A 24,742-nucleotide genomic window follows, 5' to 3' on the forward strand; every position below is an offset into this window, starting at 1 on the left:
GTCAGGAATTACCCCCGTGGGCCTTGATCAGCCCAAGTTGATCGAACGTGCTCGAAAGGAGGACGTCGAGAGCCGCCATGCCGTCCGCGGGCTCGATCGAGCCGGCACCGGCCCTGTGCATGCGCTCCCTGTACTCGGGGGCGGCGACGATCCCGACGGTGCCCCAGTAACCCCAGTTCATGGTCTTGACGGGAATCTCCAGCTCGCTCGCGAGGTGGTGGGCGTAGGCGTCCTCGAACACGGATCCCGCCACGTAGTTGCACTGCCCCGAAGCCATCAGGAACGAATTCATCGAGGAGAAGAAGAGGAGGAAGTCCAGCGGTTCGTCCCGGAAGACCTGGGCGACGCGGACGCTCACGTCCACCTTGGCGGTGACCGCGGCGCGGAAGCGCTGCTCGTCCATCCGCTCCAGACTCCGGTCGAGCAGCACGATCGCCGAGTGGATCACACCGTGGACGACCGGGTGGGTCTTCCTGATCTCCTGGTACGCCCGCTCCAGCGACGCCCGGTCGGTGGCATCGGCCCGCACATAGCGTGGTTCGGGGCCCAGTTCACCGAGGCGCCTCAGCTTCGCCCTGATCGACTCGTCCTCCTCCCTCCGCCCGATCCAGACGACGTGCGCCCCGTAGGTGCGGATCATGTGCTCGGTCCATGCCTCGCCTATGCCTCCCGCGCCGCCGATGACGACGTAGAGGCCGCCCTGCCGGTACACCGCCCGGCGAGTGCTCTCCGTGACGGTGTCCCGCACGGGCACCAGGGTCTGGCGGTACCAGCGGGAACGGCGGTACGCCCACACGCTGCCACTGTCCTCGCGGGGCAGCTCGAACAGCTGCGCAACCGGCCAGTCGTGGTCCGGGTCGAGGTCGGTCAGGCGCACCGTCCAGCCCGGGTACTCCTTCGCCACCGAGCCGAGCAGTCCGTGCAGTCCGGCGTGGGCCGGGTCCACGGCATCCGTACGCCGGACCCGCAGGGTCCGCTCGGTGACGACCGTGATGTCGAGGGGCCGGCGGCCGTACCCAAGGCTCAGCAGTGCCTTCAGGGTGCGGAAGCAGGCGTACAGACCGGTCTCCTGTGCGTCCACCAGCGCGTCGTCCGAGGCGTCGGCAGCCGTCTCCAGAGGAGCCAGCCAGACGAGGTGGCCGAGGGCTTCACCGGTGGCGTCGATCTTCGCGGCGATGGTCTCCGTCGTGTCGGCGGGGTCAAGCGGCAGGCGCTCGGCACGTGGATGTACGGCGCGGATCCGCTCCAGGTGCTCCTCGGTGCCGCCGATCACGACGACCCGGCCGGACGGGAGGGTGACGCCCTGCCGCACCCGCTTGGGGACCGCGTCCCAGACCGGCGCCAACAGGATGTTCGTGCCGTCCGGGACCTCGGCGCCGGGCACGGTCGGTGCGTGCTGTTCCTCGGTGACGGCGGGGTGGGGTGACGGGAGGGACACCGCATTCTGCCGGGGCGCCGGGACGTCGTCGAACCAGTAGCGTTCGCGGGCGAAGGGGTACGTGGGCAGCGGGACCCGACGAGTCGGGGTCCCTGCGAACAGCCGCGCCCAGTCGACGGGCGTTCCGTCGGTCCATGCCGCGGCCAGCCGCTCGGCCTCCGTCACCGACACCCTGCCGGCCGGATCGGCGTGTGGCACCGACTCGGACCGCCCTGCCCGGTTCTTGACGGCCAGGCCGGTGAACACTCCCTCCGCCCGGCCGTCCTCGGCGTACCGCGTCAGCCTCTCCAGCAGCTCTCCCGGCGTGGCGGCCACGACGGCCAGCCGCCGTGTCATGGCTTGTCTGCCCTGTTGCAACGTGCGGGCGACGTCCGCCAGGACCAGCGAAGGGTGTGCGCGCAGGTGCGCCGCGAGGCGGGCGGCCGACAACGTCAGCTGCTCCTCGCTCCTGGCTGACAGCACGAAGACCTGCGGCTCCCCGGCAGGCCGCTCGGCGCCGTCCGAGGCCTCCTGCCGGTACTCCTCCACGACCAGGTGGGCGTTGGTACCGCTGAAGCCGAAGCCGCTGACCGCTGCGCGCCGCGGTGCGCCCGGTTCCGTCTTCCACGGTGCGAGCTCGGTGTTCACGCGGAACGGAGAGCCTTCGAAGTCGAAGTGCTCGTTCGGGCGGTCGAAGTGCAGGGTCGGCACCAGCTGCTCGTGCCGCATGCACAGCAGCACCTTCTGGATCGAGGCGATGCCCGCGGCGGCGGAGGTGTGGCCGAGGTTGCTCTTCACCGAGCCGATGGCGCAGTACCCGGTCCTGTCGGTCCACTCACGGTAGACGGTCGCGAGGGCCTCCAGCTCGATCGGGTCGCCCAGCTTGGTGCCCGTGCCGTGCATCTCGGCGTAGCCGATCCCGGAGGGGTCGATGCCGTGGCGCTCGTAGACGTCGCGCTCCAAGTCCATCTGGCTCACGACGCTGGGGGCCGTGATGCCGTTGGTCCTGCCGTCCTGGTTGATGCCCGAGCCGATGACCACGCCGTGGATGTGGTCACGGTCTCGAACGGCGTCGTCGAGGCGTTTGAGTACGAGCGCACCGACCCCCTCGCCCGGCACGAACCCGTTCGCCCCGTCGTCGAACGCCTTGCAGCGACCGTCCGGGGACAGCATTCCCGCGCTGGACATGCTGAGGTACGAGTCCAGGCTCAGATAGAGGGTGACACCACCGACGAGGGCCATGTCGATCTCACCGCTGCGCAGGGCCTGCGTGGCCAGATGTGTGGCCACCAGGGAGGACGAGCAGGCCGTGTCCAGAGCGATGGCGGGGCCCTTGAGATTGAGGAAGTAGGCGATGCGCGCAGCTGTGATGGCATTGCTGCCGCTCGTGGCCGCCGCGCTCGACCCACCGCCCTGCCGCTGCATGAGCATGCCGTACTCGCTGCTCATGATCCCCAGGTAGACACCGCACTTGTGACCGCTCAGCGCGCTGGGGTCGTACCCCGCGTCCTCGAACGCGTGGTACGCCTCCTGGAGGAAGAGCCGCTGCTGCGGATCCATCGCTTCCGCCTCCGCGGGCGGGATGTTGAAGAACAACGGGTCGAAGATCTCGATGTCGTCGAGGTGCCCCATCCACTTGCAGTTGACCTTGCCGTGCTGATGCGGACGCGCGTCGTAGTGGTCGGCGACGGGCCAGCGGGACTCGGGGACCTCCCCCACGCAGTCACGGCCCTGCGCCAGGTTGTCCCAGTACTCGTGCAGGGTTCCGGAACCCGGGTACCTGCCGGACATTCCCACCACTGCGATCGCGTCGGCGTGGGGGGTGTCCGCTCTCGGCGACACGGCGACGGCCTCGGTCCGCGTCGTCGTCCGCCCTGTCGCGGGAACCAGCTCGACGCCCCCGACCGGCTCGGGGTCCGGCTCGGCCGTCCTGGTCGGCTCTGGGTCGTCGACCTTGACCGGCCCGATCCCGACCGGCTCCGGCTTCGGCTCGGCAGCCTTGACCGGCTCGATCTCGACGACCTCGACCGGCTCCGGCTCCGGCTCCGGCTCCGGCTCCGGCTCCGGCTCGGCAACAGGCTCGGTCACCGCACGAAAGGGTCGCCCTTGGGGGGCGCCTCCTTTGGCCGGCTGCCGAACGATGTACGCCGACAGTTCGACAACGGTGGGGTGGTCGTAGAGCCGGGTCACCGTCAGATCCAGTCCGTACTGCTTGTTGATCGCGTTCATCCATTCGACGCCGACGATGGAGTCCAGGCCTATATCGGTGAACTTCGTGTCCGGATCGATCTCTTCCTCAGCCATGTACAGGGCGTCGGCGAGGCTCGCCGACAGCTCCCGGACGAGCCTCTCCTGGTCCGGAACGGCGGGCGCCGGAGGAAGGACCGCTCCGGGCGTCGGGCCGAGCGGGTCTGCCGGAGCCGGGCGCGGGGCGTCCTGCGGACCGGTCACCGCGGTCGTACCGGTCACCACGGTCACCACGGTCGCGGCGGTCTGCTCGGCAGGCTTTTCCGGCACCGGGACGACGCCCGTCGAAGCGGGGCGCGCCGGCGTCGGCCCGCCGCTGTGCCCGAACCCGGCGCCCAGAGGCGTCAGGCCGATACCCCTCGGCTTCGCGATCGTCCTGGCGCCGGCTGCCGGAGCGGTGGTCGGCACGGCCTGCACCGGCAAGGCCTGGGCCGGCGCGGCCTCGACCGGCACGGCGGGGCGCAGCGTCGGCTCGGCGGACGTGGCCGCCGTGACCGCTCCACGGCCGGCCGTCCCGGTGCCGGGCTGAGCACCGTCGGCGATCCAGAACCGCTTGCGGGCGAACGGGTAGGTCGGCAACGAGACCCGGCGTGGCAGTGAGTCCGGGTAGTAGCTGCGCCATGGGAGATCCAGCCCGTTGGTCCACAGTTCGAGCAGTTTGGCGAACTTCCTCTTGTCCACCCAGGCCGCGATCGTGCGTTCCATGTCCTCGTCCTCGACGAGGACCGAGACGACGTCGTTGGAGCGCCTGCCGCGGCCCCGGTACAGCCCGGCGTCGTCCTTGCCATCGGCGTAGTCGCTCAGCCTGGCCGTCAGCTCTGCCGCCGAGCCTGCCAGGAACGCCAGCCGCTCCGTCATGTGCTCACGGGCCACCTGGAGTGTTGCCGCGACAGCGGGCACGTCGGCGTCCTCGATACCTTCCTCGCGCGCCCAGTCCAGCAGGCGCCGGGCCTGCTCGCGCAGTTGCTCCTCGGTTCTCGCCGAGAGCACGATGACCGACTCCAGTGGCCACTGCGCCTGATCGTCGGCCTGCGGGGGCCCGGCCGGTACGTACTCCCCCACGATGACGTGAGCGTTCGATCCTCCGGCCCCGAACGACGAGATGCCGGCGACACGCGGATACTCCCGGGGTCCGTCCGGCGTGTCGATCACCGGCCGCCGCCACTCCGCCGGCTCCCGCTGCACGCGGAAGGGTGTCTCGCTGAAGTCGATGTGCGGGTTCAACGTCTCCGAGTGGAGTGAGGGTGCCAAGCGGCCGTGCGCGAGCTGCAGCAGCACCTTCGTGAAGGCCGAGATGCCCGCGGCGCTCTCCGCGTGCCCGATGTTGCTCTTGACCGAGCCGATCGCGCAGAACTGCCGGTCGTCGGTGTGCCGGGAGAACGCCTTGGCGAGGCCGGCTATCTCGATCGGGTCGCCGAGCGAGGTGCCCGTGCCGTGCGCCTCGACATAGCTGACGGTGCGCGCGTCGACCCCCGCCCTGTCCAGGGCGCGGGCGACGACGTCGGCCTGGGCGTTCGGGTTGGGGACGGTGTAGCCGTTCGTCCGGCCACCGTGGTTAACCGCTGTCGCCTTGATGACGCCGAGGATGCGGTCGTTGTCGGCGACGGCCCGGTCCAGCCGCTTGAGCATTACCGCGCCCACCCCCTCGGCGGGCACATAGCCGTCGCCACCCTGGCCGAAGCTCTCGCAGCGGCCCGTGCTCGACGCGAAACCGGCCTGGCCCAGCAGAAGGTACTTGGCGGGGTGCAGGGACAGGTTGACACCACCGGCGACGGCGACCTCGCAGTCGCCGAGCTGCAGGCTCTGGCAGGCAAGGTGAAGAGCTGTCAGGGACGAGGAGCACATCGTCTTGACGGTGAGGCTCGGTCCCTGCCAGTCGCAGAAGTACGACACGCGGTTGGCGATGTTCGCAGCGTTGCCCGGCACCGGCTTCCCGTCGGCCATCGCCTGATCGGTAGCGCCGTAGAGCTGGTACTCGTCGTACATCGCGCCCACGAACACGCCGACGTTGCCCCCGGCCCCCTTCGGGGAGGGCTCCGTCAGGTCCTGGCGCGTGTATCCGGCGTCCTGGAGTGTTTCGTAGACGCACTCCAGGAACAGGCGCTCCTGCGGGTCCGTGAACTCGGCCTCACGCGGCGACATGTTGAAGAACAGCGGGTCGAACCGGTCGACGTCGTCGAGGAAGCCGCCCCACTTGGAGTTCGTCGTACCGGGCTTGGAGCGGTCCGCGTCGTAGTAGGCACTGTGGTCCCAGCGGTCCTGCGGGACCTCGGTGACGCAGTCCCGGCCCTCGCTGAGATTGCGCCAGAACGTCCGCAGGTCGGGTGCCTGCGGGTATCGCCCGCCCATGCCGATGACGGCGATCTCCGTGCCGTGCGGCGCGGATCCGGTCCACTCCTCGCCGCTCGCCGGCCGGGTCCGGAGCGCCGCCGGCGCCCGTCCGGTTGCCGCGGACACGGCGGAAGGCTCCGCGGAGGGCTTCGGAGCGGGCGCCGTGTCGGCCGGGCCCGTCCCCCTCAGCTCCCGCAGTCGGTCCTCGTGCGCCTCGACGAAGTACTGGCTCAGCTCCTTGATGCTCCGGTACTCGAAGAACAGGGTCTTCGGCAGGTTCCCGAAGGAGTCCTCGAGCCGGGCGGTGAGATTGATGGCCTGGATGGAGTCGATGCCGTAGCGCTCCAGCCGGCCGCCCGGCTCGATGCGCTGCGCAGGCACCTTCAGCACCTCCGACAGCAGCGAGGTGATGTAGGTGACGGTCCACCCCGTCAGCCCGTCGTCCCGGTCCGCCGAAGGACGGCCGGGAGTTCCGGTGTTCAAAGATGCCGTGTGCTCTCCGGCTTGCTGCATCGTCAGCGCCTCCCTGATCCGGCCCGTGTGCCCAGCGGCGACGAGTACCTGGTGATGGTTCATCTGGAGACACCGGGCGAAGGCTCCGACCCCGGCGCCGCGCCCCAGTGGGGAAATCCCGAAGCGGTCGTGCAGCACTGTCCGGGTGTCGGAGTCGACACCCATACCGCCATCGGCCCACAGCGGCCAGTTGATCGAGAGGGTGCGGCCGGCCCGGCGTCCGTCGGCCACGAGACCCTGGCGGTACTCCGCGAACGCGTCCATGAACGCGTTCGCCGCCGCGTAGTCGGCCTGCCCGACGTTCCCCGTGACGGCGGCACCGGAGGAGAACGTCACGAAGAAGTCCAGATCGAGATCCTGGGTCGCTTCGTCGAGACTCGCCAGACCGCTCACCTTCGGGGCCAGGACATCGCGGAACACGCGTCCGGACTTCCTGAGGATGAAGTCGTCCTCGATCAAGCCGGCACCGTGGATGACTCCGTGGATCGTCCCCGCGGTACGCCGGATCCCGTCGACCAGCGCCTTGACGGCGATTCGGTCGGCGACGTCGAGTGGTTCGTAGGACACCTCCGCGCCCGATGCACGGAGCTGCTCGACGGTCCGGCGCGAGTGCTCCGTCTCCGGGGAGCGGCCGACGAGTACGAGCCTGGCGTCCTTCACCTGGCCGGCGATCTCCTCCGCGAAGATGCGACCGAGACCGCCCATACCGCCGGTGATGAGGTAGACGCCTCCGGCCCGCCACGGCGATCCGGGAGGATCCGCCGGGGACTCCTCGGCCCAGGTGAGCACCTCGCGGCTGTCTCCTCGAAGCCTCACGACGGCGTCGACGGGGTTGAGCCGCTCCTTCGCGAGGAGGCCGAGCCGTACCTCCACGGGTGTCCCGGCGGCCACGACGACGACCTGTCCGGTGATCCGCGGGTTCTCCAGAGCCGCAGTCCGCAGCAGCGCACCCAGACCGGTCAGCGCCCCTGACTCCGGTCGGTCGTTCAACAGGAGCTGGAGGACGTACTTCGTCTGCGTGCCGTCCCGCAGCAGCCCCTGCGTCCTCTCCAGTATCTGTAACGCGTAGTCCGTGTAGCGGCCGTCGACGGTGGCGGCCGGGGAGCCGAGGGTCACCACCTCGCAGCCCGGATCCGGCACGGCACCGCCCACGAGTGCGCCGTCCTCGGCGAACACCACGGCCCGCCCGCTGAAAGCGGGGACGGCCGCGCCGGGCAGCGGACGCCGCTGCCAGCGGGGGGTGGCGAACACCTCGCCGGCCGCGTGCGCGACGGGTGCCTCGGCCACCGCCTCCGGGCGCAGCGCCCGTACGGAGAAGCCTCGTACCCGCACCTGGACCCGTCCGGAGTCGTCGCACAGGTCGAGATCGAAGGAACGGGTGGTCCCGCCCCTCGTGTCCCGGTCACTACGCCGGCCCCGGACCCAGAGGGTCTCGGCCGGGGCGGCGAGCACCTCGACCCGGTCCACACCGAACGGCACGAATGCCTCACGCCGGTGGCCCGGCTCCCCGGCCATCAGTCCTGCGCACGTCTGGAGCGCCGCGTCCATCAGGCTCGGGGGCAGACAGCAGCCGTCCGCGTCGGCGCGCGCCGCTTCGGGCAGCACCAGGCGGGCAAGCACCTGGGATTCGCCGAGGAGCAGATGATCGATACCTCGGAACGAATCGCCGTACTCGATCCCGGCGGACCGGAACGCGGGGTAGATCTCCGCCGCGTCCAACCGCCGTTCGCCACACGCGGCCCGCAGCCGCGCCAGGTCCACGGAAGCCGGTGACACGTCGCACGGCACCACCGAGCCGGTGCACAGCACAGCGGCGTCGGCTCCCTCGTCGGCGACGGACATCTCGAAGCGGACCGTGTCCGCGTGATCGGGACGGAGCACCACACGCAGGTCGCGAGGGTGGTCGTCGATGCGGAGCGGCCGGATCCAGACCACGTCCGTGACAGCGAGACCCGCGCTGTCCGCCGCCGCCCTTCCCCGTCGGTCGGCTGCCGCGGCGAGTGCCATCTCCAGGTACGCGGCACCGGGCAGGGTCCGCGAGCCGTGCACCAGGTGATCCCTCAGGACAGGCTCGTCGCCGACGAAGGTCGAACCGTAGCGCCCGCCTCCGGGCTCGGAGGTTTCGCGGTGCAGCAGCGGATGGAGCACGGCAGCCGCCGCAGGCGGTACGGACCCGGCCCGCGCAGGTGGATTCGCCGCCACCCAGTACCGCTCCTTGGCGAACGGGTACGTGGGAAGCGGGATGCGGAAGGGCCTGCGCGGAGCGTAGAGGCGAGGCCAGTCGACGGCACGGCCACCGGCCCAGACCTCCGCGACGCGGTTCCATTCCCGGGCGGAGATGAGCGAGTTGACCAGGTTGCGGTCGTCCTCACTCTGCTCCTCCCAGCTCGGCGACTCCGGTGCCCGGCCACGGAAGAGTTCGACCGTACCGTCCTGTCCCAGATGGGTCATCAGCCCCCGGGCCACCGCGTCGAGTGAATCAGCGGTGAAGGCCAGCCGGCAGTCCAGCGCCGCCCGCCCCTCCTGGAGCGAGAAGGCCAGGTCGGTCAGATCGAGCCGCGACTGCTCCTCGACGAAGACGAGGAGATCACGCACCCGGGTGTCCAACTGCTCTTCCGTCACCGCCGACAGGATGATCACGACAGCCGACGACTCGGCGTGTTCACATGTGTCACGCATAGCGATACTCCTCCAGCACCACGTGGGCGTTCGTCCCGCTGAATCCGAAAGAGCTCACGGCGGCCCGCCTCAGCTCATGGCCGTCCCGTGCTCCCCAGAACTGGAGGTCCTTGCTGACGAACAATGGGCAGTCGTCGGACTCGAGAGCCTCGTTGGGTGTCTCGAAGTGGAGAGACGGTACGAGCAGGCCGTGACGCAGGCCGAGCAGCACCTTGTGCACGCCGGCGATGCCTGCGGCGGCGGAGGTGTGTCCGATGTTGCTCTTCACGGAGCCGATGGCGCACGACCTCGCGGAGACCCCCCGCTCGCGGTAGACCGTGGTCAGGGCGTCGAGCTCGATCGCGTCCCCGAGTTTCGTACCCGTACCGTGCGTCTCGACGTAACCGATGGACGTCGCGTCGATGCCGTGCCGGTCGTAGACCGTACGCATCAATTCCATCTGGCTGTTGGCGCTGGGGGCTGTGATGCCGTTGGTCTTGCCGTCCTGGTTCGTACCCGAGGCCCGGACCACGCCGTATATGTGATCGTGATCGGCTTCGGCGTCGCTCAGCCGCTTCAGCACCAGGGCTCCGACTCCCTCGCCCGGCACGAAGCCGTCGGCTCCCTGGTCGAACGACCGGCACTGCCCCTGTGGAGACAGCATCTGCGCCCCGGACATCCTGACGTAGGTGCCCGCGAGCAGGTACAGCGAGACACCTCCGACCAGAGCTACGTCGATCTCACCACTGGCCAGTGCCTGCTGGGCGAGGTGCAACGCGACGAGGGAGGACGAGCAGGCGGTGTCGAGCGCGATCGCGGGGCCCTTGAGGTTGAGGAAGTAGGCGATGCGCGCAGCGGCGATCGCATTGCTGCTGCTCGTAGCGACGGTGTCCTCCTCGCTGTCGTTGCCGGACACCAGGAAGCTGTACTCGTTGCCGCTGATGCCCAGGTAGACACCGCACTTCATCCTGCTCAGCGATCCGGGGTCGTAGCCCGCGTCCTCGAAGGCCCGATACGCCTCCTGGAGGAACAGGCGGTGCTGCGGGTCGATACCTTCCGCTTCGGCCGGCGAGATGTTGAAGAACAGCGGGTCAAAGCAGTCCGCGTCCGCCAGGTAGCCCATCGACTTGCAGTACGTCTTGCCCTTCCGGCCGGGGCGGGGGTCGTAGTAGCGGGACACGTCCCACCGGTCGGCGGGTACTTCCCGCACGGAGTCGCGGCCGTCGCGGAGGTTGGCCCAGTACTCGCGGAGGTTCTCAGCGTCCGGGTAGCGCCCGGACATTCCGACGACGGCCGCACGGTCACCGTGCTGGGCACTGTGCGGAGCGCCCCCCGGGAGCCGTGCGGCCCCGGTCACGTCCTCGCCCTGATGCTCGCGCGCCTCGGAAGGAGCATCCAGCCGAGGCACGGATCGCGGCGCGTGCTCCGGAACAGGCGCCCGCACCGGCTCCGTAACGCGCACGGGCTCCGGCTTCGGAACGCGCACCGGCGTCGGCGTCGGCGTCGGCACGAAACTCGGTGCCGGGTCCGGCACCGAGGCCGGCGGAGCGACCTCGACGGCCGGTATCAACTGCTCCACATAAGCAGCCAACTCCACCACCGACGGATAGTCATACAACCGCGTCGCAGTCAACGACGTGCCATACGCCTTGTTGATCGACTTCACCCACTCCACCCCGATGATGGAGTCCAAACCCAGTTCCACGAAATTACGCCGCAGATCAACCTCACTCTCCGACAAGAACAACACCGCCGCGAGCCCAGCCCGCAACTCCTCCCGCAGCACACTCGAAGAACGACCCGACCCACCGCCCCGACCCACCGCAACCGACGGAACAACCGGAGGAGCCGGGGAGACAGCCGTCTCGGGATGGACATCGGACGGAGGCACGAAGCCCGCCTCGAGCAACGGCGCCGGGTCCGGCACCGAGGCCGGCGGAGCGACCTCTACGGCCGGTATCAACTGCTCCACATAAGCAGCCAACTCCACCACCGACGGATAGTCATACAACCGCGTCGCAGTCAACGACGTGCCATACGCCTTATTGATCGACTTCACCCACTCCACCCCGATGATGGAGTCCAAACCCAATTCCACGAAATTACGCCGCAGATCAACCTCACTCTCCGACAAGAACAACACCGCCGCGAGCCCAGCCCGCAACTCCTCCCGCAGCACACTCGAAGAACGACCCGACCCACCGCCCCGACCCACCGCAACCGACGGAACAACCGGAGGAGCCGGGGAGACAGGAGGAGCAGGAACGACCGCCGGAGCGACAGGAGCGGCCGGAACAACCACCGGGGGTGCCGGGAGGGCCGGCCGCCGCATCGCATCGCCCATGTCTGTCAGGCCGACATTCCGGGGCTTGGTGACAGAAGCTGTCGGCAGGACCACCGCCGCGCCCGGATCCTGGAGCAGGATCCGATGCTTCTTCCCGGGGGCGGCACCGGGTGCGGGAGCCGACCGGGCGGAAGCATGCAACACCGTGGGCTCGGCCGGCCTCGTCGGGGCCTTGGCGGGTGGGAACTCCCCTGCGGTCGTCCTCTCCGGAGCACGGCGTCCGTCGGTGGCCCAGTGCGTCGAGCGCGCGAAGGAGTAGCCGGGCAGAGTGACGGTCCTCGGCCTGTCTCCCGTGAACAGCGCGGGCCAGTCCGGGACGGCGCCCCGGCAGTAGAGTTCGCCCAGGGCACTGCACACCTCCCGGTACCGCTCCGCCGGGACTCCGGGTGTCCTGAGCACGTCCAGGAGTGCTCGCGCCTGGACCTCGAGCAACGAACGATCCTGGTCACGTGGCGCTTCGCCACGTCCCACCATGGGGTGTTCCTGGCCGCTCTCCGCCGCCGACAGCACGGAGAGGACGTCCCCGGCACCACTGACGACGACTGAGCAGCGGTGGGCGAAGTGTTGCCTGCCCTCCAGCAGGGTGTAGGCCGTGTCCCTCAGCCGCAGGTGGTCGAGTTCTCCCTGCGCAAGGGCCGAACGGAGCTCCTGGACACGCCGCTGCAGTCCCTCCGGGGTCTTGGCGGAGAGAAGCATCAGCAGGGCCGGGGCCTCGTCGACCGGGGTGGGACGGGCGGGCTCGGAGTAGCTCTCCACCACCATGTGGACGTTGGTCCCGCTCATACCGAAGGAGCTCACCGCGCCGAGCCTCGTCCCGGTGGGTCCGGCCGGCCAGGGCCTGGTCACCTTGTTGACGTAGAAGGGGCTGTCCTTCCACGCGATGTAATCGCTGTCCTGGTCGCAGTTGAGACTCGCCGGGACGACACCGTGCCGTACCGACTGGACGAGGGCGATCAAGCCGACGAGCCCGGACGCCGCCAGGGTGTGACCGACATTCGTCTTGGTGGAGGTCAGTGCGCAGAAGCCGGTCCTGTCAGTGCGTTCCCGGTACGCCTCGTTCAGGGCGTTCACCTCGACGGGGTCGCCGAGCTGTGTTCCCGTGCCGTGGGCCACGATGTGCTCGATGCGCTCGGCATCGATCCCGTGCCGCTCGTAGGTCTGTCGGTAGAGCCGCGCCTGAGCCGCCCCGCTCGGAGCGGTGATGCCGTTCGTCCGGCCGTCGTAGTTCATGCCGCTGCCGCGGATCACCGCCAGGACACGATCGCCGTCGGCCTCCGCCTGGGACAGACGCTTGAGGACGAGGGCGGGTACGGCCTCACCGAGGACCATGCCGTCGGCCCGCTTGTCGAAAGCGTGGCAGACGCCGCTGCCGGAGAGCATCCCGGACTTGCCCATCTCGGTGTAGCCGCGCGCGGTGGTCGCCAGGTTGACGCCGGCGACCACCGCGGTGTCGCACTCGCCGCCTCTGAGGCTCGCGCACGCCTGGTGGGCGGCTGTCAGTCCGGAGGAACAGGCGGTGTTGACGGCCAGCACCGGGCCGGTGAAGTCGAGGAGGTAGGCCAGTCGTGAGGCCATGATCGCCTCGTGCTGGGCGGTGATGCCGCCCTCCCCTCGGGTCAGTTCGGGGTAGTCGCCCTGCTCGGCGCCGACGAACATGCCGATCGTCCCGGCGCGCAGCTTGCGTTCGCCGTAGCCCGCGTCCTCCAGGGCACGCCAGGCTTCCTGGAGCAGCAGCCGCTGGCGCGGGTCCATGTTCCGCGCCTCGCGCGGCGAGATCTCGAAGAACGCGGCGTCGAACTCCGCGATTCCCGGGACGAATCCGCAGCGGACACCCTCGTGCAGCTCGGCTTCCAGCCCGCTCCAGTCGGCGTGGCGGTCGCCGGGAACGGGTGACAGCGCGTTCTTGCCCTGCTGGAGGTTGCCCCAGAACTCGTCGACGGACCGGGCACCGGGGAAACGGCCGCTCATACCGATGACCGCGATCGGTTCCGGTTCATGGTGTGCCCGGGGCCGCGGTGCCGGAGCGGGCACGGGCCGGTCGTCGGTCCGGGCGCCGGAGACCTCCGCATCCGGGGCAGTGGAGGGGGCCTGGGCACTGTCCGAGGCCACGGCCGGCACCGCGTGGCGCCGGCCCAGCGTCTCCCGGTGCTCCGCGATCAGGTGGGCGACCAGCTTCTGCGGGGTGGAGTGGGAGAAGAAGACCGAAGGCAGCACCTCGATCGTGAGGCTCTCGCCGAGGGCCCTGGCCAGTTTGACCAGGCTGACCGAGTCGAACCCGAGCTCGGAGAAGTTCTCGTCGGCATGGATCTGCTCGCGGGGTACCCGCAGTACGTCGACGATGACCGTCTCCAGAGCCGAGAGCACCAGCGCTTCGACGTCCGCGTCCTCAGTGCCGGAGGCGTCCGCGGAGCGGGTGGTGCCCGCACGGGTGACGGGTGCGGCGGGGAGGGCTTCACGCCGTGACCCCGCCGGGGCCGGATCCGGGTCGAACATGCGCCGCACTCGTGCCGGATCACCGGCCATGACGATCTGCTGTGTCTCTCCCTGCCCCAGGAGGTGTTCGAACAGCGTGAGACCCTCGGCTTCGCCCAGCAGGCGCAGCCCACTGGTGGCGAGATACAGCTCGATGCCCTCCGCGTCGTCGAATCCCATGCCGCCGCCGCTCCACAGGGGCCAGTTGATGGCGACCGTCGCCCCGGACAGCGCACCCTGGCGCACCCGCTGGTCGCGGTGGCGGGCGTAGGACGTCTGGAAGCGGTTGGCCACCGAGTAGGCGCAGCCGCCGAAGTCGCCGATGATCGCCGAGGTCGACGAGAAGTAGCAGACGAAGTCGAGGGGTTCTGCGGCGAGCACGTCGTCGAGCACGCGGGTGCCGTCCACCTTGGCGGACAACAGGTCCTGGAAGGACCGGGCGTCATCGGCGAGCAGCGAGCTGCGTTCGGCGACACCGGCGGCGTGCACGACCCCGTGGATCGGGCCGAACCGCTCGTGCACCGCGGCCACCACCTCCCGCATGGCCTGCGGATCGGCGGCATCGGCCTGCGCGTACAGGACCTCGCCGCCCAGCGACTCGATCCTCGCGATGCTGCGACGCTTGTCGGCGTCGAGGGCCGAGCGCCCGGTCAGCACCAGGCGCGCCGACCAGATCCTGGCCAGGTGCTCGGCGAGCAGGAGGCCCAGGCCGCCGGTACCACCCGTGATGAGGTAGGTGCCGTTCGGTTTGAGGAGGTGCTTGCCGGCGCCGGGCAGACTCGGCCGGACACGGCTGGCATGCCGGACACCGGCGCGGTGGAGCGTGCTGCTGGACGCACCGGCGGACCACTCGTGCCACAGGCGGTCGAACCAGGGGCCGCAGGCCGTCCTGTCGGCCGGGTCCTGGAACTCCTCCAGGACCGCGGTGAACTGCACGTCGGGAAGCGCCCTGCCGAGGGACCGCTCGAAGCCGAGCCACGATTCCGCGTACGCCTGTCCGATTCCGTCGCGGAACTCCCCGGCCTGCAGGACACGTCCCACCGGCAGCCCTGAGGCGGCGATCGCCTGCAGGAGATGCACGGTGGCGGTGTACGAGCCGGGCGCCGCTGTGCCGTCCAGGAACCACATGTTCAGGACGCCGTCGACCGTGCCGTACCGCGACCGAATGTCCTCGAACACGCGGACGCAGTCTTCCGGGTTCTGGTGATCGGTCTCGTAGGAGTGATCTGACGTCCGGACGAAGCCCCGCCCCTGAGTGACGAACAGCAGGGTGGCGGCGGGGTCCAGCTCGCGTGCGGTACGCGCCAGCTCGACCTGGTCCGCAGGGTCGGCACAGAGACAGACGAGGGTGTGCGGCGCGTCGACCCGGCGAAGGGCGGGCAGCGCCTCCGGCTCCCAGGACTCCGCGAAGAGGAGGGCTGCCGGATTCTGGTCGTCGCCTGTCACGACGGCGCCGGACGGAGCTGTCACGCCGTGCGGGGCGAGGGCTGCGGCGGAGCGCGTGGTGTCGATCCAGTACCGGTTCCTGGCGAACGGGTAGGAGGGCAGGGAGATGCGGGCCGGGCACCGGCTCCCGTGCAGGGAATGCCAGTCGACGGTGCGGCCCTCGGCCCACAGCGTCAGCAGTCCCGTCAGGTCACGCCGGGCGAGCGCTTCGGACACGCCCGTGCCGGCGGCCTGTGAGCTCGCCCGGCCGCGGACCACCCCTTCGACGTCCTGGCGTCCGTCACCGAAGTCCCGGAGACGGGCGAGGAGGTCCGGCATGGCGGCCACGACGAGACCGAGCCGCTCGCGCATGGCCTCTCGCCCCACCTGGAGGGTGTGGGCGAGTGCGGGCAGGTCACCGGTCGACAGGTTCTTCTGCTCGATCCAGTCCGCGAGCTGCGCTGCCTTCTGCCTCAGCAGCTCGGTGGTGCGGGCCGACAGCACGACGGGGACGGGGCCACCGGCGGCAGGGTCCTGCGCGTCCTCCGGGTTCGGCCGGTACTCCTCGACGACGAGATGTGCGTTGGTACCGCCCGCTCCGAAGGACGAGATGCCTGCGATCCGGGGGAACTCGCGCTCCGTGCCGTCGACGGTGACGACCGGCCGCGGCCAGTCGGCGAGCGTCCGCTGGACAGTGAAGGGCGTGCTGCCGAAGTCGATGTTCGGATTCAGCTCGGTGGAGTGGATGGAGGGCGCGAGCTTGCCGTGCCTCATCTGGAGCAGCACCTTGGTGAGCCCGGAGATGCCTGCGGCGCTCTCGGCGTGGCCGATGTTGCTCTTGACCGATCCGATCGCGCAGAACCGGCCGTCGCGCGTGTGCTCGCGGAAGGCCCGGGTGAGCCCGGCGACCTCGATGGGGTCCCCGAGCGCCGTGCCCGTGCCGTGCGCCTCGATGTAGCTGACCGAGTCCGGGTGGATCCCGGCCTGTCGCCATGCGTCGGTGATCGCACGGGCCTGGGTGACCGGGCTGGGGACCGAGTATCCGTTGGTCTTACCGCCGTGGTTGACGGCGATGCCCCGAATCACCCCGTGGATGTGGTCCCCGTCCTGCACGGCTCGATCGAGGGGCTTCAGCAGGACGGCGCCCACGCCCTCGCCCGGGACGTAGCCGTCGCCTCCCTCACCGAAGCTCTCGCACCGGCCCGTGCTCGAGACGAACCGGCTCTGCCCGAGGTTCAGGTACTTGTTGGGATGGACCGACACGTTCACCCCGCCGGCGATCGCCATGTCACAGACACCGGACCGGATGCTCTGACACGCCAGGTCGATGGCCGTCAGCGACGAGGAGCACATGGTGTCGACGCTCATGCTCGGGCCGTTGAAGTCGAAGAAGTACGAGACCCGGTTGGCGACGGCCGAGATGTTCCCGGACACGGCCACCGGGTTCTTGAGGACCTGCTCCTGAGCTCCGTACAGCTGGTACTCGGAGTACATGACGCCGACGTAGACGCCGACGGCGGGGGTGCGGCCGGAGGCCGTCGGCGCGTTGAGCCGGTCCCGGGTGTAGCCGGCGTCCTCCACGGTCTCGTGGACGCACTGGAGGAACAGACGCTCCTGGGGGTCCATCCGCTCCGCTTCGACCGGTGAGATGTTGAAGAACAGCGGATCGAACTCGTCGACGCCGTCCACGAATCCGCCCCACCTGCTGTACGTCTTGCCGGGGGCGTCCGGGTCCGGATCGAAGTACGCCGCGTGATCCCACCGGTCGGCCGGTATCTCGGTGACGCAGTCGCGTCCGGCGGCGAGGTTCGCCCAGAACTCGTCGACGGTGCGGGCCTTGGGGTAGCGCCCGGCGAGTCCGATGATCGCGATGTCCGTTGCCTGCCGCTCGGGGAGAGCGGGCACGGGTCGGGACGGCTGGTGCGACGGCTTCCCGCCCGTCTGTGCCGACCACCTCGTCGACGACAGGGGTTTGCGCCGTAGCGGTCCCGTGGCTCGACCACCTGTGCGGAACGCCTGGACACCGGCCGCAGGGGTGCCGGCGGCCGGTGCGGCCGTATCCGTCACTGCCGTGCCCGTCGCGGCGGCGCTCGTCATTGCCGTCCCCGTCGCAGCCGTGCCGTTAGCGGCCTCGCCGAGGAGGCTCGACACGTGGGACCGACGGGTGGCGGCCAGGTGCCGGGCCAGCTCGCGGGGCGTACCGAACTCGAAGAACAAGGTGGTGGGCAGCGGCCCGAAGACTGCTTCCATCCGCGCTGTCATGGTCAGGGCCATCACCGAGTCGATACCGAAGCTCTCGAATGCGGCCTGAGCGTCGACCCGGGCGAGGGGGAGCTTGGTGATCTCGGAGAGGAGGTGCTCGAGGTACTCGCTCGCCTTCTCCTCGAGCAGGTCGCTGTCAAAGTGCTTCACGAATCCGTCCCATCGGTGGTGAAAGTAGGGAGCTTCCGCTGCGTCAGGACCGAGGTGTCCCCCAGGGTGCGGCCGGCCGGAGGCACCGGGACCATCACCTGGCTGTGCTCGGAGTGCAGGATCCGGTGGAGGTCCCCGATACCGGCCGCCTCCGGCGGCGGTTCCGCGTCGCCGGGCAGACGTGGCCCCGGCTCCGTGTACGCCGGCTCCGGCAGGCCGTCCGCCCGGAGCGGCCAGTCGACGGACTGGCTGTGCCCGAAGCGCTCGCCGAGGGCGACGAGTTCCTGCCGGTACAGCGCGTAGGCGTCCAGGAACGCGTTCGCCGCGGCGCCGTCGACCTGACCGACACCACCGTTCACTCCGGAGTGCGACGAGAAGGTCACGAAGAAGTCCAGCGGGAGTGACCGGGTCGCCGCGTCCAGGTTCACGACAGCCGCCGCCTTCGGGGCCAGGACGTCCAGGAAGTCCCGGCCCGCCTTGTCGACGATGAGCGCGTCGCGGGTGATCCCGGCGATGTGGATGACTCCGTCTATCCCCCGGTGCCGCTCCAGGATCCGCGCGACCAGTGCGTCCGCCTCGGAGGGGTTGGACATGTCGGCCTGTTCGTAGCACACCACGCTGCCGGCCGCCGGCTTCCACGACGCCTCGTCGGATTCGGGGTCCAGAGGGGGCCTGCCGACGACGATGACGGTCGCGTTCCCCGTCTGAGTGGCGATCTCCCGAGCGACGGCACGTCCGAGCACGTCTCCTCCGCCGGCGAGGAGGTAGACACCGTTCTCCTTCCACGGCAGCGTGCGAGGGGCGGAACGGGACTCGCACTCTGCCCAGGCCCGCACCTCCCGGAGGCCGTCGGCGTACCGCACGAGGGTCTCCTCGGGGCAGCCTCGGTTCTCCCGGATCCGCACCACGGCGCTCTCAGGGGTGTCCGTCCGGTCCAGCACGACGACCTGTCCGGTGAAAGCCGGGTTCTCGAGGCAGGCCGTCCTGAGCATGGCCGAGAGGCCTGGGAGCAGGATCGCGTCCGGGGTGCCGGGGACCACCAGCTGGACGTGGTTGCGGCCGGTGGCTCCACGCATGATGGAGCGCAGGTGCCTCAGTAGCTGCAGGCCGTATGCGGTGTACCGCCTGTCCGGGGCCTCGTCCTCGGAGGTCAGGAGGAACACATCGGCGTCGTCGCCCCGCAGGAAGGGCACCAGCTCGGGCAGTCCGGCGAGCAGCACGGTCGTTCGCGCGCCGGCGGAGCCGGACTGCGGGGCCGGTACGGGGCGAGCCCGCCACTGCGGGCGCAGCAGTACCGGCCGCCCGCCGCGGGCCTCCGTCCCTCCGGCAGGGGCCGTGTCGTGGCGTTCCGCTGCCGGACCGGCCGTGGTCGATGCGGGGTCGTCTCGGTCGGGCGCCTCCCGGTCGAACGTGAGGCCGCCGATCCGTACGCGGACCCGGCCCTGCTCGTCGGCCAGGTCGAGGTCGAACCCGGGATCCTGTCCGTGGCCGGCCTGTTGTGCGCCGGGCCGGACCCAAGCCCACATCGAGGCCGTGCAGGCATCGAGAACGAGGACTTCCTCGATGGCACGGACCACCGCTGGTCCATCGCCGTCATTCGCCCCTTCCCACCCGGCCGGCCGGCCGAGGACGTCGGAGCACGCCTGCACCGCCGCGCCCAGCAGGCCCGGATGCAGTACGAGCCCGTCCTCGGTGTCACGCTCCGGATCAGGCAGCGTCAACTGGATCAGCGCGTGCCCTGACCCGGTCCAGATGTGCTGGACGGCCCGGCGGGCGGGCTCGTTCGCGAGTCCGTCGTCGTGGTGACGCCCGTAGTACTGCTCGGCCGTCAGGCCGGAACTCCCGTATGCCCGCCGCAGGGCGGGGACGTCGAGCACTGCCTCGTCGGCTCCGTCCGCGAAGTAGAGGACACCCTCGCTGTGGGCGGCGGCTCGGGAGTCGCCGTCCCCGCCCAAAGATGTACTCCTGATCCGGAACCGGATGTCGCCGTCGTCCTCCGGGCGCAGGCCGACGTGCACCTCGCGGAGACCGTCGGCCGGACGGAGCGGCTGCGCGAACACGACGTCGCGCAGCACCACCGGCGCCGAGGGCTCGACGGCCGACCGGCTGCTGAGGCAGCACGCGGCCAGCGCCATCTCCAGGAAGGCAGCGCCGGGCACGATCCGAGCGGCGTGATCCCCCAGGAAGCGTTCCTGCCCGGTCACGACGGACGTGAAGCGCTGCTCGGTGAAGTCGGACGTGTTCACCTGGGCCAGCGGATGGAGCGGCGCCGTTCCGCCGTACGCATTCGGTTCGGTCGCGGGCAGGTCGTCGAAGGCGGAGTACCGCTCGGCCGCGAAGGGGTAGGACGGCAACGCGACGCGCCGCGGAGTCCCGGTCCGGTGGAGGGTCCGCCAGTTCACGGGCACACCGCTGACCCACAGTTCGAGCAGTTTCTCGTACTTCCCCTTCTCGGCCCATGCCGCGATCATCACGTCGAGGTCGGAGTCCGACGCGAACAGCGTCAGCATCTGGGCTCCGCCGGCGACCGAGCCACGGACGATCTCTCCGCCCGCGAACCCGCCCGCCAGGAAACGGCCGAGCCTCTCGACGAGGTCGGGCACGGAGGCTGCGACGACACCGAGGCGCTCCTCCCGTGCTTCGCGGCCGACCTGCAGTGTGTAGGCGACGTCCGCGAGCGCGAGCTCCGCGTTCTCGGGGCGGCCCAGCCACTCCACCAGTTGCTCGGCCCGCGTCCTCAACTGCTCGGCCGTGCGCGCGGACAGCGGTATCACGGCACGTGGGTCGGCGTCGGCCGACGGGCGTGGCGTGGGGCTGTCGGGGACGTACTCCGCTATCACGACGTGCGCGTTGGAGCCTGCGGCCCCGAACGCCGACACGCCCGCGACGCGCGGCAGTGCACCGCGCGTGCCGTCGTCCGGCACGGGCGCCGGCCACTCGGCCAGCTCCTGCTGCACCACGAACGGGGTCTGCTCGAAGTCGATGTGCGGGTTGAGCGTCGAGGCGTGCAGTGACGGTGCCAGACGGCCGTGCTGGAGCTGGAGCAGGACCTTGGTGATGCCGGCGATGCCGGCCGCGCTCTCGGCGTGTCCGATGTTGCTCTTCACCGAGCCGATCGCGCAGAACCCCCGGTCGTCGGTGTAGGGGCCGAACGCCTTGCTCAGCCCGGCGATCTCGATCGGGTCGCCGAGGGAGGTGCCGACGCTGTTCGCGTCGATGTAGCTGACGTCCCGGGCGTTCACACCCGCTCGCCTCAGGGCCTCACCGACGACGTCGGCCTGGCCCGACGGTTCCGGTACGGAGTAACCGCTGGTCCTGCCGCGGTGGTTGGCTGCGGTGCCCTTGACCACTCCGTAGATCCGGTCGCCGTCCGCGATCGCTCGTGCCAGTGGTTTGAGCAGGACCGCGCCCACACCCTCCCCCGGCGCGTAGCCGTCGCCTCCGGCGCCGAAGCTGGCGCAGTGACCGTTGCTGGACGCGAGCCGGCCCTGGCTCAGCAGCAGGTACTTGTTCGGGTGCAGCGAGAGGTTCACGCCACCCGCCACCGCCGTGTCGCAGTCGCCCGCCTCCAGGCTCCGGCAGGCCAGGTGCACGGCCATGAGCGACGACGAGCACATCGTGTCGACGCTCATGCTAGGCCCGCGGAAGTTGAACACGTGTGACACCCGGTTCGCGACGGACGCGGAGCTGCCTGACACGACCGGCGCGGCGCCGGCGTCCCCCGACAGGGCGCTGTACAGCTGGTACTCCTGGTACATCACGCCCACGAAGACGCCGACCCGGCCGTCGAGCAGGTTCCCCGTGCGGTCCTTGCCGGTGTCCCGGACGTACCCGGCGTCCTCCAGCGTCTCGTGCACGCACTGGAGGAACAGCCGCTCCTGCGGGTCCATGACCTCGGCCTCGCGCGGGGAGATGCTGAAGAACTGCGGGTCGAAGTCGTAGGCACCTTCGAGGAACCCGCCCCACTTGCTGTAGGACTTCCCCGGTGCCCCCTTGGCGGGGTCGAAGAAGCGCCTGTGGTCCCAGCGGTCGCCCGGGATCTCGGTGACGCAGTCCTTGCCGGCGGCGAGGTTCTGCCAGAACTCCCGCACGTCGCGGGCCTGGGGGTAGCGGCCCGCGAGTCCGATGATCGCCGTGTCACCGGTTCCCGGCGCCGGGCCGGCTGTCGCCCCCGACGGAGTGGCGGAGGGTACGGGCCATGTGCGTCCCGCTCCCAGGGCGGGCCGCTCGGGGACGTGCGGCGTGACTGCGGGTGTCTGCCGGCGCCCGGCTGCTGAGGGCAGGAGCTCCTCGACCTGCCGAGGACGCGTGTCGAGGAAGTGGTGCGTGAGGGCGGCGATGGTCCGGTGCTCGAAGAACAGGGTCTTCGGAAGCGAACCGAAGACCCCCTCCAGGGTGCGGGTCATCTCCATGGTCATGACGGAGTCGACGCCGTACTCCTCCAGCGACGCCTCGGCGTCGATCCTTTCGGCGGGCAGGTCGATGACCGATGCCAGGAGCCGCTTGAAGTAGGCCACGGCCTGCTGCACGGTGTTCTCGTCCGGTCCGTCCACAGGCACCGCCACCCCGTTCGCGTCGGGCACCACCGTCGCCGTCGCCGTGGCATCCGGCGAGGACAGGGGCCGGGGCGCGGGGCCGTCCACGAGGAGTCCGGCGAGGAGCGTCCGCGTGATCTTCGGGCGGTCGCCCGAGAGCACCATCACCTGGTCGGACGGAGATGCCATGGCCAGGTACAGGGCTCGCAGCCCCTCCTCGTCCCGCAACGGCACGAGCCCGAAGCGTTCGCGCAGCGAGCGTTCCGTCGGCGCGTCGACGTGCATACCGCCGTCGGCCCACAGGGGCCAGGCGACCGACAGGGTCCTCCCCCGGCGCTCGCCCCTTCCCACCAGCGTGTTGCGGTGGGCCGCGTAAGCGTCCATGAACGCGTTCGCGGCCGCGTAGTCGGCCTGTCCGACGTTGCCCAGGGCCCCGGCGACCGAGGAGAAGGCGACCAGGAAGTCGAGGTCGGCGTCCTGCGTGGCCTCGTCCAGGTGGACAAGTCCCGCGACCTTCGGCGCCAGTACCCGGGAGAACTCGTCCGCGTCCTTCCGTATGACGAACGCGTCGCTGGTGAACCCGGCGGCATGCAGGACCCCGTCGATCCGGCCGTACCGCTCCAGGGTGTCCTGGACGAGGGCGGTCACGTCGTCCCTGACCGCCATGTCCGCCTGCGTGTAGACCGCCTCCGCGCCGTGCAGCCGCAGTTGATCCAGCAGGGCGTCCTTGTGCGTGTCGCGGGGCGAACGGCCGGCGATCACGATCCGGGCCCCGGGGACCCTCTTCGCGATGTCGTGCGCGAAGACCTGACCCAGACCGCCGGCGCCCCCGGTGATCAGGTAGACGCCCCCGTCCTTCCAGGGCGTGACCGCCGGACGGTTGTCGACGTCCTCCTCGCGCCACCTCAGGACCTCGCGGAGGCCTCCGAGGTACCGCACGGCCAGGTCCGTGAGCACCGCGCGGTCCGCCGTCACGCGGGACGCGGAGCGTTCCGGGGCGTCCTGCCGGTCCACCAGAACCATCTGGCCGAGCAGCCGCGGATTCTCCAGTGCCGCCGATTTCAGGATGGCGGCCAGGCCTGTCCACAGCGGCGACTCGACGGTCGGAGCGACCAGCTGGACCCGTACCGGGTGGTGGGCAGGCTCCCCGAGCAGTCGTTTGACCTCGTCGAAGACGTGGAGTGCGTAGTCGGTGTAGCGGCGCCCGGCGTCTGTCGCGTCCGACGTCACCCGGACAACCCGCGTGGTGTCCGATGCCTCGAGCGCCGCGGCGACTTCGGGGAGCTCCACGACCAGCACCAGGCCCTCGGGGGCCGGAACCGTGGCCGGAACCGGGTCCGAGACCACCCAGTGGGGGGCGGCGAACAGCTCACGGGTGGCCGTCGCCGTCGTACGGGCGCGCAGGGCGACGCCCCTGAGCCGGACACTCACCCGCCCGTCGTCGTCACAGACGTCGATGTCGATGCGACGCGGACCGTCGCCCTCCTCGCCCGCGCCGTCCCGCACCCAGGCCCACACCTCCGATGGGCAGGGGCCGAGGATCTCGGCCTCGTCCAGCGCGAAGGGCAGCGGCAGCGCGTCCTCACCGTCCGCTCCGGACAGCAGGCCCGCGCATGCCTGCAGGGCGGCGTCCACCGTCGAGGGGTGGAGCCCGTAGGCGTCCCGGGTGTCCCGCACGGCCGCGGGCAGCGCGATCCGGGCCAGGACCTGTCCCTCGCCCGTCCACAATCGCTGGATGCCACGGTGACCTGGGCCGTAACCCATACCGAGCGCCTCGGCGGTCGCGTACAGCTCGTCCGCCTCTGGTCCGGGGGTCCGGCATACGTCACGCAGCCGCGGCAGGTCGACGTGGCCGCCGGCGTCCGCGGCCGCGGGGCGTGTGGTCACGTGCACCACGCCCTCGCTGTGGACCGTGCCGGCGGTTCCGGCAGCCGTGTCGCCCGGACCGAGGATCTCGAATCCGACCTCGCCGTCCTTCTCGGGCCGCAGGCGGACCTGGACGGTCAGCCCCGGCTCGTGCAGGGTGACCGGCCGTGTCCAGACGACGTTCCGGATGCTGGAGACGCGGTACGGCTCGTCGAGGGAGGCGGCGACGGCGGCGCGCGCCAGCTCCAGGCAGGCGGCACCGGACAGTACGGGCCTGCCCCTGACCTGGTGGTCCCTCAGGAAGAACTCCTCACCGGTGAAGACCGATGTGAAGCGCTGCCCGTGGAGCGTCGAGGTGTTGACGTGCAGGAGCGGATGGAGCTGCGCCGGGCGGTCCGCCCGGCTCTGTCCGGTCGCGGTAACGCCGGCCGGCCAGTGGCGCTCGCCCTGGAAGGGATAGGTCGGCATCGATATCCGGCGCGGTGCGTATTCGGATGCGTCGCGGAGCTTCGACCAGTCCAC

Annotated in this window: 3 protein-coding genes (1 of these 3 running past the window's edge); all 3 read right to left on the minus strand. The window is 70.4% G+C overall.

Annotated features, from left to right (window positions below; translation table 11 throughout):
* Nucleotide 1 precedes the first annotated feature (1 nt).
* Tightly spaced (each overlapping or abutting the next), the 3 genes in view from HED23_RS16240 to HED23_RS16250 form a layout consistent with a single transcriptional unit that may run on beyond the window.
* A complete protein-coding gene (locus tag HED23_RS16240; RefSeq protein ID WP_203184112.1) occupies nucleotides 2-9,187 on the minus strand; it encodes an SDR family NAD(P)-dependent oxidoreductase in 9,186 nt (3,061 codons plus the stop codon).
* A complete protein-coding gene (locus tag HED23_RS16245; RefSeq protein WP_203184113.1) occupies nucleotides 9,180-17,819 on the minus strand; it encodes an SDR family NAD(P)-dependent oxidoreductase in 8,640 nt (2,879 codons plus the stop codon). Before HED23_RS16245 ends, HED23_RS16240 begins: the two co-directional genes overlap by 8 nt.
* Nucleotides 17,816-24,742, minus strand: the 3' portion of a protein-coding gene (locus HED23_RS16250) for an SDR family NAD(P)-dependent oxidoreductase (RefSeq protein ID WP_203184114.1). Its footprint extends 6,822 nt past the window's final position; 6,927 of the gene's 13,749 nt are visible here — the last part of the coding sequence; its start codon lies off the right edge, out of view; the stop codon is at nucleotides 17,816-17,818. Before HED23_RS16250 ends, HED23_RS16245 begins: the two co-directional genes overlap by 4 nt.

Source organism: Streptomyces pratensis (assembly GCF_016804005.1).
GTDB lineage: Bacteria > Actinomycetota > Actinomycetes > Streptomycetales > Streptomycetaceae > Streptomyces > Streptomyces pratensis_A.